Genomic DNA, 17328 nt, shown 5'->3' with positions numbered 1-17328 from the left:
GGGCTTTTTTTTATGCATATAAATTACTAAAAAATGATCGTGTTCCCTTCTACATATTTCTAAGTATAGTCTCTCCCGTTCGAGGGTTCGTTAAAGTGACATTTTCCAGCGCCTGAATGTACCAAGAATGATTCTTCTGGGTGAGCACAGTAAGAATGAGAGTATCAATCTGATGAGGCCCTTGAGGATGAGCTACGCCCGCAGTGAGGCGGCTCCAAAAATGTGAAATACATATATCTTCACTCATAGGTGTGAGGTCTATCAGCTCATTCTTTAGTGTTGAATCACGATAAATAGTTTCATGAATAGGTTGATGCATTGCAATAATTTCATCAACTCCTTTAACGTAGTGACCGAAACGGTTAACGAAAGTCGCCTCTTTATCAAAAAGAGCAGCAAAGGCCTGCATATCATGCTTATTCCAAGCGGTTTGAAATGCTAAAGGTATTTCTTTTGGGGTTATTATGTGTTGACTCATACCAGCACCACTGTTTAATTTTTTAAGTCCATTTTCAAATATTATAAATAAAGATACTTCGTCATGCTTAAATGAAACAGGTGATCTTAGCTCGCCTTCCAAGAGTATCTTTGTTTAACCCACACAACTCAACACACCAAATAGGGTCGGTTGAGTTATGAGGAAAGTAGATAAACATCTGCTCGCTCAATCCGCTTAATGGAGTTAACTTTTTATAAAATCCAGATAAAGATATAAGTTAAAAAGAATTGATGCATACAAATTTAATATAATGTTAATAATCAAACATCATGCATAAATTTAAATATACTCTTTTATTTTTTAAGAACTCTTTTAATAATTCAGAGCTAAACAATTAAGTTTAAAATATGGAGAATTTGTATACAGGATGGCTTTTATTAGTTTAATTAAAATGAGAACTATATAAATCTTGTGAATTCTAGTTTTTTACTTCATTAGTTTTGTACGTTTTTATCTTAAAGATAATCATAAAATTTGAATAATAATATTAACTATTTGATTTTTATTTATAAATTAAAATTAACAGCTAAGGTTCTTACTGTGTTGAATAAACATCAAAACTAAAAAATTTAATCTTGCTTTAAGTTCTCTTAATTAATTTATGGCCTATCTAGATTTCGTTAATGGGTCAGAAAAATAAATTATGACTTCATTTAAGCCAAATCAGAAAATTAAGAGAGTATAAAAATGAACCAGTTTGTAACGAACACGAAAAATGTAATTCGTGGAAAGTATCATCCGGAATTTTTGCAGAATGAAGTCTTAGCCGATATTTTTGCTCATACTGCACAAACTCTTCCTGATAAAACGGCTTTAATTGAAGCAGATAAAACGCTGAGTTATGGTGAGCTGTATCAGCAAGCCTTAATTATGGCTCAACATCTGGCTTTAAAAGGGGTAAAGCCAGGTCATATTGTAGGGGTATGGTTGCCGCGTGGTATTGAGCTTTTAAAAGCTCAACTGGCCATTTGTTTAAGCGGTGCAGCTTGGCTTCCTTTTGATATGGATACGCCCGCGGACCGTATTGCGGTATGTCTTGAAGATGCCGAAGCAGTAGGAATGATTACTACAGATGAATGGTATGAACATTTAGCTGAAGTGCCACAAACAAAATGGACCAACACCGAGCTGCAAAAACCACTAAGCGAAAGTGTAAGTTTAGCGAAAACCACTCCAGATCAACCTGCCTATATTATTTATACCTCGGGTTCGACAGGTAAACCCAAAGGAATTGTGATTACTCAAAAAAATATTTGTCACTTTTTACGTAGTGAAAATAGTATTTTGGGTATTCAAGAGCAAGACAAGGTCTATCAAGGCTTTTCAGTCGCTTTTGATATGTCGTTTGAAGAGATTTGGCTTTCTTATTTTGTGGGCGCAACGTTGTGGATTGCGCCGAAGTCACTTGTCAGTGATCCTGAGCGGTTATGCCAAACCTTAAAGCAGGAACAAATTACAGTACTGCACGCTGTTCCAACATTACTTGCTTTATTTCCTGAAGACGTACCTAATTTAAGAATTATTAATTTAGGTGGGGAGATGTGTCCGGACTCACTGGTTGACCGCTGGGCATTACCTCATCATCAAATGTTTAACACCTATGGACCAACCGAAACCACGGTTTCTGCAAGTCTTGAGTTATTAGAACGCGGCAAACCTGTCACCATTGGCAAACCCTTACCAAACTACGGTATGTTGGTCATTAACTCTGAAAGAGAGTTGCTCGAGCAAGGTGAAACAGGGGAGTTATGTATTTTTGGTCCAAGTGTGGCACAAGGCTATTTAGGACGTCCTGATTTAACCGCAGATAAGTTTATTGAAAACCCTTGGGCAATGAGTATAGAGGAAGAATTACTCTACCGTACTGGGGATTTGGCTAAAATTGATGAGTTTGGTCAAGTACACTGTTTAGGTCGTGCCGATGACCAAGTTAAAATCCGTGGTTTCCGTGTAGAGCTTGGCGAGATCGAAGCTGCGCTTTGCGATATTGACGGAATTGGTACGGCAGCCGTTATTCTTCGTCCTGAAGACGGCATTGATCAACTTATTGCGTTTATTGCACCAGAAATTGATGCAAAGCAAGCTATAGAAATTAAAGAACTACGCCATAACTTGAGTCAGCGATTACCGCCTTATATGGTGCCAAATCGTTTTGAGATTATTGAAGAAGTTCCACGTCTATTATCTGGGAAAATTGACCGTAAAGCTTTAAAAGCAAGACCGCTCACAAGTGTGGTAGACCGCAGTGAATCTGACCAGCCACAGAACCCGGCCGAAGAAATCCTATTTGAAATTTTGAATCGCTTGTTCCCAAACATGCCGATTAAACTCGATTCCGATTTCTTCGATGATTTAGGCGGGCATTCACTACTCGCCGCTGTTTTAATTTCAAATCTGCGTGAGCATGCGGAATATAGCCATCTGACCATTCAAAACTTATATCAAGCGAGAAGAGTAGGCGCGATTGCTGCACTCATGTTAGAGCAGCCTGAACCTACTTTATTTGATAGCCAAATTGGACAAGATAACCCTCGTAATCAGACCTATAAATGGTTATGTGGTATTGCACAGCTCGTAACTATTCCGGTTTTAATCTCGATTAATATTTTGCAGTGGTTAGCGCCATTCTTTACCTATCACTACTTTACCGGTGGAACCCGCGACAGTATTCCGTATGCGATTGCGTTGTCTTTATTGGTGTATGTCACTGTTATTATTAGCAGTTTTGTACTGTCGATTACGGTAAAACGACTATTAATGTTAGGAATTGGCGCAGGGCGTTATCCATTATGGGGATTAACCTATTTCCGTTGGTGGCTAGCAGACCGTATTAGTAATATTTCACCTGTCTATCTCTTGTCGGGTTCGACTTTACTTAACTTATATTTGAAAGCACTGGGCGCGAAAATCGGCCACGACGTTACCATTAGTTCCGTACATATTCGTATGCCATCTTTACTGACTATTGAAGATGGCGTGAGTATTGGTTCTCAGGTGAATTTAGAAAATGCCAAAGTTGAACATGGTCATTTGGTATTAGGTTCAATTCACCTTAAACAAGACTGTTATGTAGGTTCGTATGCTGTATTAGAAGAAAATACAGTGTTAGAAAAACAAGCCCATGTAAATGCCTTAACTTCAATTGAATATGACACGGTTGTACCTGAGGGCGAAATTTGGGATGGAACACCTGCTCAGAAAATAGGGCATATAGATGAGCAATCTAAATTGCCAGAGCGTCCTAAACTATCGTTTATACGTAAAATTGCTGAATATGGATACTATGGCGTTAGCGCATTAATTATTGCCTGTCTTTTCTTTATTCCAATTTTTCCAAGCTTCCTTTTGGTCGACTGGTTAGATGTAAATGTATTTAATATTAACCCGAACAACCATTTGCAAATCGCGCTTTACTATTTCATTTTAGCGATTCCGGCTAGTGCAATGATGATGATGATTACTGCGGTGATTTCTTCAGGTCTGCGTAAAATTGCATTGCCGCGTCTTGAAACCGGAACCTATGCGGTTCATGGCAGCACGTATTATCGTAAATGGTTTGCGGCCCAAATTTTAGAAACCAGCTTGCAAACCTTACATGGCTTGTTTGCCACTATTTATGCGCCTACATGGTTTCGTATGCTGGGAGCAAAAGTAGGTAAAAATACCGAAATTTCTACCGCAACTGGCGTTATTCCAGAAATGCTAACTTTGGGTGAAGAAAGCTTTATTGCCGATGCGGTAATGCTGGGCGATGAAGAGATTAAAGGTGGTTGGATGTCTTTAAAAGCAACCAAAATCGGTAACCGTAGTTTTGTGGGAAATAGTGCTTATATTGCTGATGGGACAGTGTTACCAGACAATGTTTTAATTGGCGTGCAATCAAAAACACCAGATAACCGTGAAATGTATGACGGACAAACTTGGTTTGGTTCTCCGGCATTGCTGTTACCTGCACGTGAAGCTGCTGAAAAATATCCTGACCATTTAACCTTTAAACCAAGTATTAAGCGCCGTTTAATGCGTGGTTTTATTGAAGGGCTTCGTATTGTATTGCCGGCCGCACTTGCGATTGGGGTGGGTTATATGATCGTACTAGACGTTATTGATGTGATTAATAACTACAATATTGAGACAGGACTGGTTGCATTAACGCTCGCAGGGCTGCTTTATGGCGTTGGCTGTTTTCTTATTGTTGCGCTATTAAAGTGGATTTTGATTGGTCGCTATCAACCGCGTTCGGCACCTATGTGGACCATGTTTGTATGGTTAAGTGAAGGGATTACCAGCCTATATGAATCAGTTGCGATTCCTAACTTCTTAAACTACTTAAGAGAAACACCAATGTTGCCATTCTTCCTGCGTATTTTAGGGGTTCGTATTGGTAAAGATGTTTATATGGATACGGCTGATATTACCGAGTTCGACTGTGTCAGCATTGGTGACCGTGCCGAGTTTAATAGCTTTTCAGGCCCGCAAACTCACTTGTTTGAAGACCGTATTATGAAAATTGGGCAAGTGAACGTGGGGCATGATGTAGTGGTCAATGCGCGCAGTATTATTTTATATAACGCAAACGTGAGTAACCATGCTGTGTTAGGTCCATTAACATTGGTCATGAAAGGTGAAAATATTCCGGCTAAATCTGCTTGGATTGGTTCACCAGCCGTGCCTTGGGTTCATAAATAATTAAGTGTTGAATTGAAAAAAAAGCCTCTGTAGAACAGGGGCTTTTTTGTAGTTAAGCTATGGTTATCGTACTCAGTTTTGGTTTATTCAGAAGGATATAATCGAATTAATTCATATTTTAGATAAATATCTATTTCTTTAAATCCTTCTTTGCAATTATAAGAAGTTGAGTCAGTGATTGATTATAGTATTTATATTCTAATTCATAAACTTCCCATAAAGGATTTGAGCGTTGATCTAAAATCTCTCTATTACGTAACTTTACTAATACATTCACGGCTTCCTCAGATACATAAAGAGTTGCTAAGTCTGTCGCTCTATATAGTTTCCTTATGCCATCTGAATACTTCTGTCTTAGGTCTGTAGCTCGCTCGTCAGAAATAAAATCATCTTGTCCATAATCTTCTTTATAAACTTTATAAAATTGTATCATGTCATAAAGTGCGTTAATTATTTCGGTATAAGCTTGCTCTTTTCTGTCCCACCATTTTTCTGTATAGAACTTTTTCATAGTCCAGATTGAGGTCAGATACGATGAAACTATTGCAATAACGGTTCCAGATACAATACTAATTAGTAGATTTTGGTACATTTTATATGTCTATCAAGTGCATAATATAAATAAGAAATTTTAACAGTATGAGTAAATAAAGCTCTTATTTTTTTTTAAAAAATAAAAGATGCTAGTAAAGCAAGAGCGAAAACAGGAACAAATTTACTAAAACCTACCAAATCGATAATTCTTTCAAAGATATTAACCCAAATAATCTCAAACATAATAAATGTGAGAATCCCACAGATAATTTTACAGTTACGTTCCAAATTCTTCATTTTATTATCTTATATAGTTTTAAACTTAAACAGTAATCATACTATGAAATATTTGTATAGATTGAAATTAAAACTATAAATTACTGGCATCCTATTTTTTATACTTTTTCTGTAGAATGGTGGAATAAGGGCGAGGCAACCTATTAGATGAAAATTATTAAACAGAAAAATAAGACAGATTCCTTTACAAGGTATCTTTTAACAAGGTTTTTGTTTTTAGGTGTTTGATTATATTTAGAAATTATTGTAAATATTTGGAATAACTCAAAATAAACTATATTCTACTTTGTTGTGATTTGTGTGGATAAATTATTGAATTTTAATAATAAATAAAATAGAATTTTGTAACAATTGTTTTTGAGACAGGACCTATGCTAGACGGCTACTCGGCAAAACATTTTGCAAGAGCTTTTAAAAAAAATGATATCCAACGATTCCAATTATCAGGTATTGAAGTTGAGGATTTTTTTAAAGAGTTAGTACAAAGATGTCAGAGTAATAAGTTTAATATTAATGGTCTAAAAATATCAAAAGATAAAAAAATACATTATATCCATAATGATTATCCGCATGAACATTTAATGGCTAGACATTGTAGTAATATATTAATAAATTTACACAATGTAAGTATTCCTGATAGAAAAAATTTAATTACATTACTAACAAATATTATAAAAGATAGCCTTAAGACTAATTATATAAGTATACATAGATTTGATATAAAATCTTTTTATGAGTCTATAAAGTTCCATAATGTTGAACATATAATAAATGATAGTCGTTTAGAGGGTAGTATTAGAACTACATTGAAATCATTATATAAAAATAAAAATAAATTATTTCGTGGAGTATCGGTAACAGCAGTATTATCTGAAATTTATATGAAAGAATTTGATTATAGAATGAAGTCAAATAAAAATGTTTTATATTTTTTTAGATATGTGGATGATATAGTTTTAATAGTCAAAGAAGGAATTAGTGAAAAGGAAGTTTTAAATTTAGTAGAAAGTAATTTGCCAGATGATTTGCAGTTGAATAATAATAAGCATAGTTATGTAATTATAAAAAATAATATGATTTTGACACAGAAATGTGAAAAAAGAATTAGTAGTGGTGTTTATTTCCCGAGTAAATTGCAGAATGAATGCTTTATAGATTTTTTAGGGTATAAATTTATTTTTATTATAAAGGATAAAATAGAAGTAGAAGTGGGTATTTCGGAAGTTAAAAAAAGCTTAATAAAGAAAAAGGTTTTAAGAAGTTTCTTTAAATATAGAAAAGAAAATGATTTTAATATGTTGGTTTACCGATTAAATTATTTGTGTTCAAATGTTAGGATTTTATCAAGTAGACGCCTTTATTCTGGTATTTACTATAATTATTCTTTAATTGATTTTGATATTAATAAAAAATGTGGGGTAGGGTATAACGATTTGTGTGATATTGATAATTTTATAAAATCTATTATTTATAGTAGTAATAAACATCCAGCAGTTAGAGGTATAAATTTTAATAAACAACAAATTACAGAGTTAAAAAAAATTAGTATAATTTCAGGATTTAATGATAAAAGAATACTAAAGTTATCAAATGAAAAAATATCAAAAATTAAAGGAGCTTGGTATAATGTCTAAAAAAATCCATAAAATTAAAAGTACTGAAGCAGAAAGTATCTTATCGAGTGAAGTTTTACCTTTTGAAACTTTAATTTTTTTTGATAATAGAAATTTAATTAATTTTTTTAATGAGGAGGTCAGCTTTCTAGGAAAAGCATTTAGGAAAGAATTTACTATCGCTTATGATTATAAAATTAAACAAAATGGGAAAATTAGAGCCTTATCTATTATGCACCCGATGACTCAACTATCTTTTGTTGAGTTATATAGAAAATATTATAATCAAATTCTATATCATACTAGTATTAGTAAGCACTCATTAAGGAAACCAATAGCTATTTCTAAAACTTACTATACTCCTAAAATGATTCAAAAGATAAAACGCATTGATGATGAAAACTTAGAAGGTTATGAAAATACAAGTTTTTTTAGATATGGTCCTATGCGGTTAGCTCATAAGATTTATGATTCTGAGTTTCTTTTAGAAATGGAAACTAGTTATAAATATATGAAGAAAATGGATATTTCAAAATGTTTTTATAATATCTATACCCATTCAATTGTTTGGGCTATACATGATAAAAACTATGCAAAGAATAATACAGGTATTAATGATTTATTTGGTAATTTTTTTGATAAGAAAATGCAAAATTCTAATCATAATGAAACTAATGGTATATTAGTAGGTCCTGAGGTTTCTAGAATTTTTGCAGAAATTATACTTCAAAAATTTGATGTTAACTTGGCTTTGAATATAGAATCAAACTGTAGTTTAAAGATTGGTTCAGATATTGATTTTTACAGATATATGGACGATATTTTAGTTTTTTCAAATAAAATTGAAAATTTGGATTTAATAAAGGATATAATATCTGACGAATTATCTTTTTTTAAGCTGCATCTCAATAATTCTAAAGAGTCTCTTATTGAAAGACCATTTTGTACTAATTTGTCTTCTTTGAAAGTTAAAATATCAGAATTTATTAATAATTTTGTTAAAGATAATTTTCAGAAAAGTAATTTGGAAAAATTGATTGATAATATTGATTATGCTTTAAATAAAGATAGATTCGATTTTGAATTGTTAAAAAAATCTATTAAAACTTCTAAGAGAAATAAAATTATTGATAAGGATTTTAATTTTTCTGTAAAAAAAATTGATAAATTATATATAAAGTTTATTTCTGATATTCGTGCTTTGTGTTCACTTTATGAAATGAAAGTTGAAGAAATTAGTTATTATATATTAAAAATTTTAGATAAAAAAATATTTGAAATACTTCGTAGCGTTAGATATTCTGAAAATGATAAGTTTAATATTTTTAATATTTTTGTAAGAATTTATTTTTATTTATTTAAGATAAACCCTGAATATAAAAACTTTCTTTGTATTGCGAGGTTTTTACTTTTTTCTATAGATTGCTTTAGCGAAAATTTTAAAAGAGATGTAAAAAAGATATTTTCTATCCAAATTGGTAATTTTCTTAAAGACTATAATGGTGATGATGTGGTTTATTGTAATTTAGTTATTTTGACATCTTGGATGGGTAAGAAATATGAAATAAATGAAGATTATTTGAAGAATATATTAAATAAAAATGATTATTTTTGTGTGATAACTGGAATTAATTATTGTAGGAATATTAAAGCTAGAAATAGTCTAAAAATTAAATTTTTAGAAAATGCTTTAAATATAATAGAAAAATATGAAAATCCTTTATTATCTTCCGAAGCACTAATGTTGTGTTGTGATATTTATAATTGCAATTATTTGGATAAAATGGATAAAAATATAATAATTGAATTATTTTGTAATAAATCTATTTTACATGTTAATAAAGGGATGCCTATATATTTAAATCCTGAGACTTTTAAGAATAAATCCAAAGGATTAAATTTTTTCCAATGGAATACTGGGAAAATAGCAGACTTAAAGAAAATTGTATTATCAAAACAGTTGCTAAATGTTTATTAATTAATATAATTGCTATGCCCTCTAAGCATTACTTGGTAAAAGTAAGTTCTTTGTATCAAAGTAACTTTTATCTTGTAATGAGGCTAATTGGTAGAGTCAAAGGTAAAAGATTTTCTAGTCGAAAACCTAAGAAACTATCAAAATCCTCAATAACTCTTCTTATATTCACCATGTGAAAACGCAGTAATGTGTAGAAGTAGTTAAAAATGATTGTTTTTTGAGCATATCATATACACACGATAGAGGGCACTTTTTATAAGAAAATTTCTCACTGAAATCCCCTATATTCAATATGTGTAAAGGAATTATTAAATTCTAATCTCCTTCTAAACAATGATCCTTTACCACTTTATAAACCCGCATTTAACAATAATCATCTCATTATTTATCCTTACTTTTTAATGATCTAAATTAAAACAAATGTCATTTTGTGTGCTTGACTGTAAAAGAACAGGGCACTATTCTTTGCCTGCTGGCCACATTGCCAGTCGGTCGTCGCAGACCGCATAATAACTCCCGCATCAGAGTCATTCCTTCTGAGGAATAGTCTTGTGTGGTAGCTACTCGTCCCTTTCCCGTAGCGGTAGGACGGGAGAGGGACACCTACGGGTGTGCTAGTTTGAGTTATTACTAGTCTGCGAACCCTTTCTCGTTCTGCCACCATAATTTTAATGCTTTGGCAGAACTCCCAATAAAAAGGAGTTGGCTTTGCACATCCATTATTTCTTGGCTCTCAATGCCAAAAGCTATAACGACACCACATAAACTTTAAAGCAGTTTGAGGGCCATTAGCGCTTTCAGGCTTTAAATCGTCACGACTAAAAACTTGCAGCAACAATAAAACTTGAGATGTGCCAAGCACAGTCTTTATAGGCTTTGCTGTGCCTTTTTTTCTCCCAAAAAAGTATCTCATTTATAAACAACAAGAATTTATAATGGTAAAACTATGCCAAATTTAGCTCTCCCAACACGTGCCTTATATGTTGTAAATAAAGCAATTGATCTGTTTCATCACCGTGGGTTCCACCTTATTGGGGTCGACAGAATAGTGAAAGAATCAGAGATTACAAAAGCGACTTTTTATAATTATTTTCACTCTAAAGAACGGCTTATTGAAATTTGCCTGATGGTGCAAAAAGAAAAGCTCCAAGAACAAGTAATCGCAATGGTCGAATATGACTTAGGCACTCCTGCCATCGATAAACTCAAAAAGCTTTACTTTCTACATACCGATCTAGAAGGGCCGTATTACTTATTATTTAAAGCCATTTTTGAGATTAAAAATAGCTATCCCAACGCTTATCAAACCGCGGTACGGTATCGAACATGGCTAAAAAATGAAATTTATAGCCAGCTTAGAACGCTTAAATCTGATGCTTCATTTAATGATGCCAAACTATTTTTATATATGGTGGAAGGCACCATTATTCAGCTTTTAAGCTCTGGTGGGGTAGATGAAAGGGAGAGATTATTAAATTGCTTTTTGGGGCAGTTTATAACCGAGTCAAAGTCAATTTTATAATTAATGCCATATTAAAGGCTTTCATCTATTTATGATAAAAACAACAAATAGAATGAAAGCCTAAAATTTGAATTACAACTTAGAATGTATTTTGAATAATGACGTCATCGTAAGGAAGTTTACCTACGCGCGGGTAAGGTTCAGAAGCTGCTTTACCAACCGCAATCATTAAACACACCACATGGTCTTCAGGTAAGTTAATAAGCTTTGCCATTGCATCAAAGTCAAAACCATCCATTGGACAGCTATCTAAACCATGCTCTTGAGCAAGTAACATAAGGGTTTGAGCAAAGATGCCCGCACTACGCATCACTTCGTCACGTTGGGTTTGTGGGCGGTCACGGTAATACTGGTCGATTGCACCAACCATAATATCTTGAACTTCTGGAGAAGCTCCATCCCATACACGTTTAGCGTCAACTTCCCATGTATTTACTTTGGCACATAACACAATCAGTAATGATGACTCTGTTACTTGTGGTTGGTCCCAAGCAATCGCGCGAATTTTTTGTCTTAACTCTGCATCTTCAACAATGACCGGACGCCAATGCTGCAAGTTAAAAGCGCTTGGTGCATTTGCTAAAACTTCTTGTAATAACTGCTTCTTGTCATCTTCAGAGAGTTGAAAAGCAGGGTCGAAGCGTTTAACTGCACGGCGTTTGCGGAGAGCATCAATAACATTCATAAGATTTTCCTACTTGAGAGTTGGGTAGCCGTAGTCGTTAGTTTTTATAACGTTGGGCTACTTCAGCCGAAGAGAAGTTTGGTAATAATGTCATACGCGATTTTTCAAAATTATTCCATTGATTTTCATCTTTCAGCACAGGAATTGTAATTGTTTCTTTACGATCAAAACCAATCAGGGCTGCATCGACCAAATCATTGACGTCCATTAATGGCGGAACTTGGCTTAAATCTATACCTGAACGTTCCCAAATTTCGGTTTTAGTGGCAGAAGGTAATACAGCTTGAACGTGTACCCCATGATCTTTTAGCTCTAAATGTAAGCCTTGGCTAAAAAATTGGATGAAAGATTTACTTGCGCCATAAATGGTAGAACCAAATTCAGGCGCTAAGCCAAGTACAGAGCCTAAATTAATAATGGCGCCTTTACCTTTGCGTATAAGGGATTGCGACATTGCATGAGACAACCGCACCACCGCAGTCATATTTAAAGTTAGAAGTTTTTCAATCTCATTACGATCTTGAGTTAAAAAGTTTCCGTTCAGTGCAATCCCAGCATTATTTACCAAAATTTCAATATCAGCATCGTTTTTGAGTACATCTTCAATTTTGCGAATGTCTTGATCATTTGATAAATCGGCTTGAATGAACTCGACCTGTACGCCATATTTTTCTTGAAGATCTTTTGAAATTTTATCTAAACGGTTGGTGTCTCGTGCTACCAAGATTAAGTGATAGCCACGTTGAGCAAATCGATCTGCATAAACAGAACCAATTCCTGACGAAGCCCCTGTAATAAGTACTTTTGATTGAACTGACATGTGATGTCTCCACGCTTTAATTTTTAGATTACGATCATAATCTAAAATATACAGGTTTTGATGTCAATCATAATCAATGTATAATAATGACGAGCAGGGTGAATAAAAGTGAGCGCACCAACATGAAAGTCAGTAAAACTCAGGTAAAAGAAAACCGAGATAAAATTGTTGAAAAGGCGACTCAACTGTTTCGTAGCAAAGGTTACGACGGGGTGGGCATTGCCGAATTAATGTCTAGCGCAGGCTTTACTCATGGTGGGTTTTATAAACATTTCAGCTCGAAAACAGACCTTGTTACTATTACTGCCAAATATGGTCTTGAGCAGGTTTTAAAAAGAATAGAAGGTTTAAACTTAACCCAATTTATTCAAATGTATGTGTCTCGTACACATCGGGACAACCGTGATCAGGGCTGTACCTTAACAGCGCTATCTTGTGATGCCGCAAGACAGCCCGACGAAGTAAAAGTCGAGTTTGAAGAGGGCATTGAGCAGCTTATTGAGTTCATTATGAATGAACGCGCAAAACAAGTTTCTTTAGAAACAGAAGAGCTGAGAAAGCAAGCTATTAATATTCTTGCTCAGTCAGTAGGGGCAATTGCATTGTCTCGTGCATGCCCAGACCAATCAAACCTTAGCGATGAAATCTTGGAGAGCTGTAGAGAGAGTCTTTTAAAATTAGCCGATTAGGCTTTTTTATCATTTAAGCTGGTTTGGCTAAACTGAATTAATCTCGCTATATCGACTGTTCGCTCATAAATGAGTTCTGCTGCATGTTCGCAGGCGTGTTCTAGGGTGATGGGACCATTGGCTAGTGAGAAAGCAGCGCTTACACCGTGCTCATAAAGTGCTTGGTAGTCTTCACCTAAAGTCCCTGCAATCACAATGACCGGAACATTGTGGGCTTTGGCAATTTGGCTTACCCCAAAAACGGTTTTACCGCTTAAGGTTTGTTGGTCAAATTTACCTTCCCCCGTAATTACCCAATCTGCGTTAGAAATTTTATGCTCAAGCTGATTCAGTTCAGCCACAACTTTAACTCCAGCTTTAAAGTCTGCATTTAAATAACTTTTGGCGGCAAAGCCCAAACCACCAGCAGCCCCAGAACCCGCTTCATCTCGTTTGTCGAAACCTAAAAGCTTAAGCGAGACATCGGCAAAATGGGCAAGGGCTGCATCGAGTAACTGGACTTGAGCAGGAGAAGCACCTTTTTGTGGGCCAAAAATATGTGATGCGCCATTTGGACCGCAAAGTGGATTGGTTACATCGGCAGCCAATAAAAACCGTGTGTGCTGAATACGTGAGTCGAAATGTGTTAAATCAATTTTGGATAGGTGGCTAAGGGCAAGGCCGCCAGCGGGTAAAACGTTTTGGTTAGCATCGAGTAAAACTGCGCCCAAAGCACTGAGTAAGCCTGTGCCGCCATCGTTGGTGGCGCTGCCGCCCACAGTTAAAATAATATCTTTTGCACCCGCGTCTAAGGCATCCAAAATAAGCTGGCCTGTTCCAAATGTTGTGCTGTGGCAGGCATCACGCTCAGAAGGGGGAACTAACTGTATGCCGCTTGCTTGAGCCATTTCAATCATGGCAATTTTTTGTTTTTCTAACCAACCCCATTTGGCCTGAACAGGCTGACCTAATGGTCCAACCACAGTTTTTTCACGCCATTGACCATCGCAGACTTCTAAAACTGCTTCAATGGTTCCTTCACCGCCATCTGCCATGGGGCACAAAATCGTTTCTGCATCGGGAAAAACCGCTTGCCATCCTTGGGCAATGGCTTGAGCTACCTTTAAAGCCGATAAGCTATCTTTAAATGAATCAGGGGCGATCACAACCTTCATAAATGCTCTAATGCAGATAAATTTTTAATTGTTTTATACTGCTTAATGCGAAAAAAACATAGATAAAGTCGTGTAAGTGTCAATTTTAAAAGGCTTTCAGTCTGTTAAAAATGCAACCCAATAATGTTTTTATCTGTAAAAGATAGAATTAATATCTATTTAACTATTTGATTTATATGTTTTTATATAAATAACGTGGTTGGCTTGAATTATTGTAATTGTAAAGAATATGGCACATATTATAAGAACGGTTGAGCCGGCTTTTAGCATAGTGGCAATAATATAAAAAGTGGACTCTACTCATGGGTAAACAGCGGGTAGCTTTGATAAAACCATAATTAAATTGTGATTTCACTGAGCCTGTTGAGTGTAAAAAAGATAAGAGGATGAAAAAGTGGATAATTCAGAAGAACAAAAGCACATACAGGAAAATAACGGTTTTGCGCGAATTGAGCCATATACTCATCCTGCTGGCGGGTGGGGCGCACTGCTCAGTGTTGCTCGAAACTTAAAGCGACAAGATATTTTAGGTAAAGGTTCAATTACCTTACTCAACATTAACCAGCCTACAGGTTTTGACTGTCCCGGCTGTGCATGGCCAGAAAAGAAAGATGCTCACGCATTTAACTTCTGTGAAAATGGTGCAAAGGCGGTTGCCTTTGAAGCGACTAGTAAAACCGTCACTCCTGAATATTTTGCAGGTCATACCGTTAGTTGGCTATCAGAACAAAGTGACTTTTTTCTAGAAGACCTAGGCCGCTTAACAGACCCAGTTCGTTATGATGCTGCAACCGATAAATATGTGCCTATTTCATGGGACGATGCCTTTAAGCTCATCGCTCAACATTTGCATGCGCTAGATCATCCAGACCAAGCGGCATTTTATACCTCGGGCCGTGCCAGTAACGAAGCAGCATTTTTATATCAATTATTTGTACGAAGCTTTGGTACAAATAACTTTCCAGATTGTTCGAACATGTGTCATGAAACCACAAGTGTTGGTTTGCTCGACTCGATTGGTTTAGGAAAGGGCACAGTCACCCTAGAAGATTTTGATTTAGCCGACGCCATTTTTAGTTTTGGGCACAACCCGGGAACCAACCATCCACGTATGTTAGGTACTTTGCGTGAAGTGTCTAAACGCGGCGGCAACATTATTGCGATTAACCCTATTAAAGAGCGAGGTCTCGAACGTTTCCAAGACCCGCAAGCACCGCTTGAAATGATGACCAATGGCAGTACGCCAATTAGTCGCTATTATTTCCAGCCTAAAATTGGCGGCGACTATGCACTGATGTTGGGTATTTTAAAGCACTTACATGAGTGGGATAAAAAGGCCCTTGCATCAGGTAAACCAAGCGTTTTTGACCGAAACTTTATTGCAGTCAATACCGTTGGTTTCGACGAAATGATTGCGGAGGTCGAAAGAACAGAGTGGGCAGATCTTTATAAGCACTCAGGTCTGTCGCCTGAACATTTAGAAAAACTGGCTAAACTCTTTTTAGAGTCAGAGCGTTCAATTTTCTGTTGGGGTATGGGGATTACCCAGCATCGTCACGGAACTGCTAACGTACATATGCTGGCAAATTTATTGTTGGCACGTGGTCAAATTGGTAGACCGGGTGCAGGGCTTTGTCCGGTTCGTGGGCACAGTAACGTGCAAGGCGACCGCACTATGGGCATTAATGAACTCCCTAGCCCGAAACTTCTCGACAATATTGACCGTGTGTTTGGTATTAAATCACCAAGAAAAAATGGATATGGTGTGGTTGAAACCATTAAAGCCATGGCCGAAGGTGATATCAAAGTCTTTATTGGTTTGGGCGGAAACTTTGCCGTTGCAACACCTGACACCGCTTATACACAAGAAGCGCTTAGAAAATGTAATTTAACCGTACATGTGGCAACCAAGTTAAATCGTAGCCACTTGGTGTGTGGTAAAGATGCGCTTATTTTGCCATGTTTAGGCCGTACCGAAATTGATGAGCAGCTTCATGGACCACAAGCTATTACAGTTGAAGACTCAATGAGTAATGTCCACTTGTCGGCAGGGCGTAATACTCCAATTTCTAAAAATATTTTGTCTGAACCCGATATCGTAGCAAGAATGGCTGAGGCCGTGCTGCCAGAGAGTCAGATTAAATGGAAATGGTACATTGAAAGTTATGACCGCATTCGTGACTCAATTGCCGATGTGTTTGATGAATTCCATGATTTTAATTTACGCGTTTATAAACCCGGCGGTTTCCATTTAGAACATCCAGCTAATCAGCACATCTGGAATACAAAGAGTAGTAAAGCGCAATTTCTAATTACGCCACTTGAAGAAGTCTATGCGGATAAAGAAAATCAGTACGCTGCCGCATATACCGAAAGTAAGGTTTATACCTTAATGACCACCCGATCTCACGACCAATACAACACCACTTTATATGGTCTGGATGACCGTTACCGTGGGGTTTTTGGTCAGCGCCGTGTGTTGTTTATGAACCAAGCCGATATTGATGAAGCGGGCTTTGAAGCAAATCAGTGGGTTGATATTGAAAGTGTTTTCTCGGATGGTGTGAAGCGTATTGTGCATAGTTTCCGTATTGTGCCGTACAACATTCCACGCGGCAGCTTAGCGGCTTACTATCCGGAAACCAATCCTTTGGTGGCCTTAAGCAGTCATGATAAATATGCCAAGATTCCGGCTTCTAAAAGTGTTCCTGTGATTTTACATCCCGGAAATGCGCCAGAGCATTTTAACTTGGCAACAGCCGTTGACCCTGAAGATGCCAATAAGAAAGTTAGCAGTCTTTAAGTGAATCTGATTTTTTAAAATGAAATTTAAGCAAAAGGCGCTCTAAAC

11 protein-coding genes are annotated in these 17328 nt (G+C 35.9%); 6 read left to right on the top strand and 5 right to left on the bottom strand.

Translation table 11 applies throughout. From position 1 onward, the window contains the following. Positions 1-49: 49 nt before the first annotated feature. On the bottom strand, positions 50-580 hold the full coding sequence (locus GO593_RS02240) for a YybH family protein (protein ID WP_000398196.1): 531 nt from the start codon (positions 578-580) through the stop codon (positions 50-52). Between the two features lie 606 nt (positions 581-1186). Here GO593_RS02240 and posA point away from each other — a divergent pair. Then, entirely contained in the window at positions 1187-5185 is a 3999-nt protein-coding gene (gene posA, locus GO593_RS02235) for a delta-poly-L-ornithine synthetase PosA (RefSeq protein ID WP_001071468.1), read from the top strand. 130 nt (positions 5186-5315) lie between these two features. Here the strand turns inward: posA and GO593_RS02230 are convergent, their stop codons facing one another. Beyond that, complete coding sequence (locus tag GO593_RS02230) at positions 5316-5696, bottom strand: hypothetical protein (RefSeq protein ID WP_223291473.1); 381 nt, start codon at positions 5694-5696, stop codon at positions 5316-5318. A gap of 691 nt (positions 5697-6387) precedes the next feature. Between GO593_RS02230 and drt3a the strand changes: the two genes are divergently transcribed. The 3 genes from drt3a to GO593_RS02215 all read left to right on the top strand — a co-directional run bounded on the left by drt3a (position 6388) and on the right by GO593_RS02215 (position 11129). Next, positions 6388-7650 carry an antiviral reverse transcriptase Drt3a gene (gene drt3a / locus GO593_RS02225; RefSeq protein ID WP_002135326.1) on the top strand — a complete coding sequence of 421 codons (1263 nt, stop codon included), beginning with the start codon at positions 6388-6390 and terminating at the stop codon, positions 7648-7650. Then, positions 7643-9607, top strand: a complete 1965-nt coding sequence (gene drt3b, locus GO593_RS02220; RefSeq protein ID WP_000037651.1) for an antiviral reverse transcriptase Drt3b — start codon at positions 7643-7645, stop codon at positions 9605-9607. Before drt3a ends, drt3b begins: the two co-directional genes overlap by 8 nt. Before the next feature lie 946 nt (positions 9608-10553). After that, complete coding sequence (locus tag GO593_RS02215) at positions 10554-11129, top strand: TetR/AcrR family transcriptional regulator (protein WP_001133073.1); 576 nt, start codon at positions 10554-10556, stop codon at positions 11127-11129. A 79-nt stretch (positions 11130-11208) separates the two neighbouring features. Here the strand turns inward: GO593_RS02215 and GO593_RS02210 are convergent, their stop codons facing one another. Further along, positions 11209-11814: a nitroreductase family protein gene (locus tag GO593_RS02210; protein WP_001100692.1), complete on the bottom strand. Its 606-nt coding sequence runs from the start codon at positions 11812-11814 to the stop codon at positions 11209-11211. Between the two features lie 37 nt (positions 11815-11851). Further along, a complete protein-coding gene (locus GO593_RS02205; RefSeq protein ID WP_000116132.1) occupies positions 11852-12634 on the bottom strand; it encodes an SDR family NAD(P)-dependent oxidoreductase in 783 nt (260 codons plus the stop codon). Positions 12635-12756: 122 nt separating this feature from the next. Between GO593_RS02205 and GO593_RS02200 the strand changes: the two genes are divergently transcribed. Beyond that, positions 12757-13323: a TetR/AcrR family transcriptional regulator gene (locus GO593_RS02200; RefSeq protein WP_000868731.1), complete on the top strand. Its 567-nt coding sequence runs from the start codon at positions 12757-12759 to the stop codon at positions 13321-13323. Here the strand turns inward: GO593_RS02200 and GO593_RS02195 are convergent. Continuing rightward, positions 13320-14477 carry a glycerate kinase gene (locus GO593_RS02195; protein WP_000869490.1) on the bottom strand — a complete coding sequence of 386 codons (1158 nt, stop codon included), beginning with the start codon at positions 14475-14477 and terminating at the stop codon, positions 13320-13322. The genes GO593_RS02200 and GO593_RS02195 overlap by 4 nt on opposite strands. Positions 14478-14871: 394 nt before the next feature. On the opposite strand from GO593_RS02195, the gene GO593_RS02190 reads away from it, so the two are divergent. After that, positions 14872-17280, top strand: coding sequence for an FdhF/YdeP family oxidoreductase (locus tag GO593_RS02190; protein ID WP_000370442.1), 2409 nt, complete (start codon positions 14872-14874; stop codon positions 17278-17280). Positions 17281-17328 lie beyond the last annotated feature (48 nt).

It is taken from the genome of Acinetobacter baumannii (assembly GCF_009759685.1).
Classification (GTDB): domain Bacteria; phylum Pseudomonadota; class Gammaproteobacteria; order Pseudomonadales; family Moraxellaceae; genus Acinetobacter; species Acinetobacter baumannii.
The sequence above is the reverse complement of the archived record's forward strand: the minus strand, read 5'-3'. Positions and strand labels throughout refer to the sequence as shown.

Coding starts and splice junctions, on each gene's coding strand:
- posA (WP_001071468.1), top strand. CDS start 1,187: ATGAACCAGTTTGTAACGAACACGAAAAATGTAATTCGTGGAAAGTAT.
- GO593_RS02230 (WP_223291473.1), bottom strand. CDS start 5,696: ATGAAAAAGTTCTATACAGAAAAATGGTGGGACAGAAAAGAGCAAGCT.
- drt3a (WP_002135326.1), top strand. CDS start 6,388: ATGCTAGACGGCTACTCGGCAAAACATTTTGCAAGAGCTTTTAAAAAA.
- drt3b (WP_000037651.1), top strand. CDS start 7,643: ATGTCTAAAAAAATCCATAAAATTAAAAGTACTGAAGCAGAAAGTATC.
- GO593_RS02215 (WP_001133073.1), top strand. CDS start 10,554: ATGCCAAATTTAGCTCTCCCAACACGTGCCTTATATGTTGTAAATAAA.
- GO593_RS02210 (WP_001100692.1), bottom strand. CDS start 11,814: ATGAATGTTATTGATGCTCTCCGCAAACGCCGTGCAGTTAAACGCTTC.
- GO593_RS02205 (WP_000116132.1), bottom strand. CDS start 12,634: ATGTCAGTTCAATCAAAAGTACTTATTACAGGGGCTTCGTCAGGAATT.
- GO593_RS02200 (WP_000868731.1), top strand. CDS start 12,757: ATGAAAGTCAGTAAAACTCAGGTAAAAGAAAACCGAGATAAAATTGTT.
- GO593_RS02195 (WP_000869490.1), bottom strand. CDS start 14,477: ATGAAGGTTGTGATCGCCCCTGATTCATTTAAAGATAGCTTATCGGCT.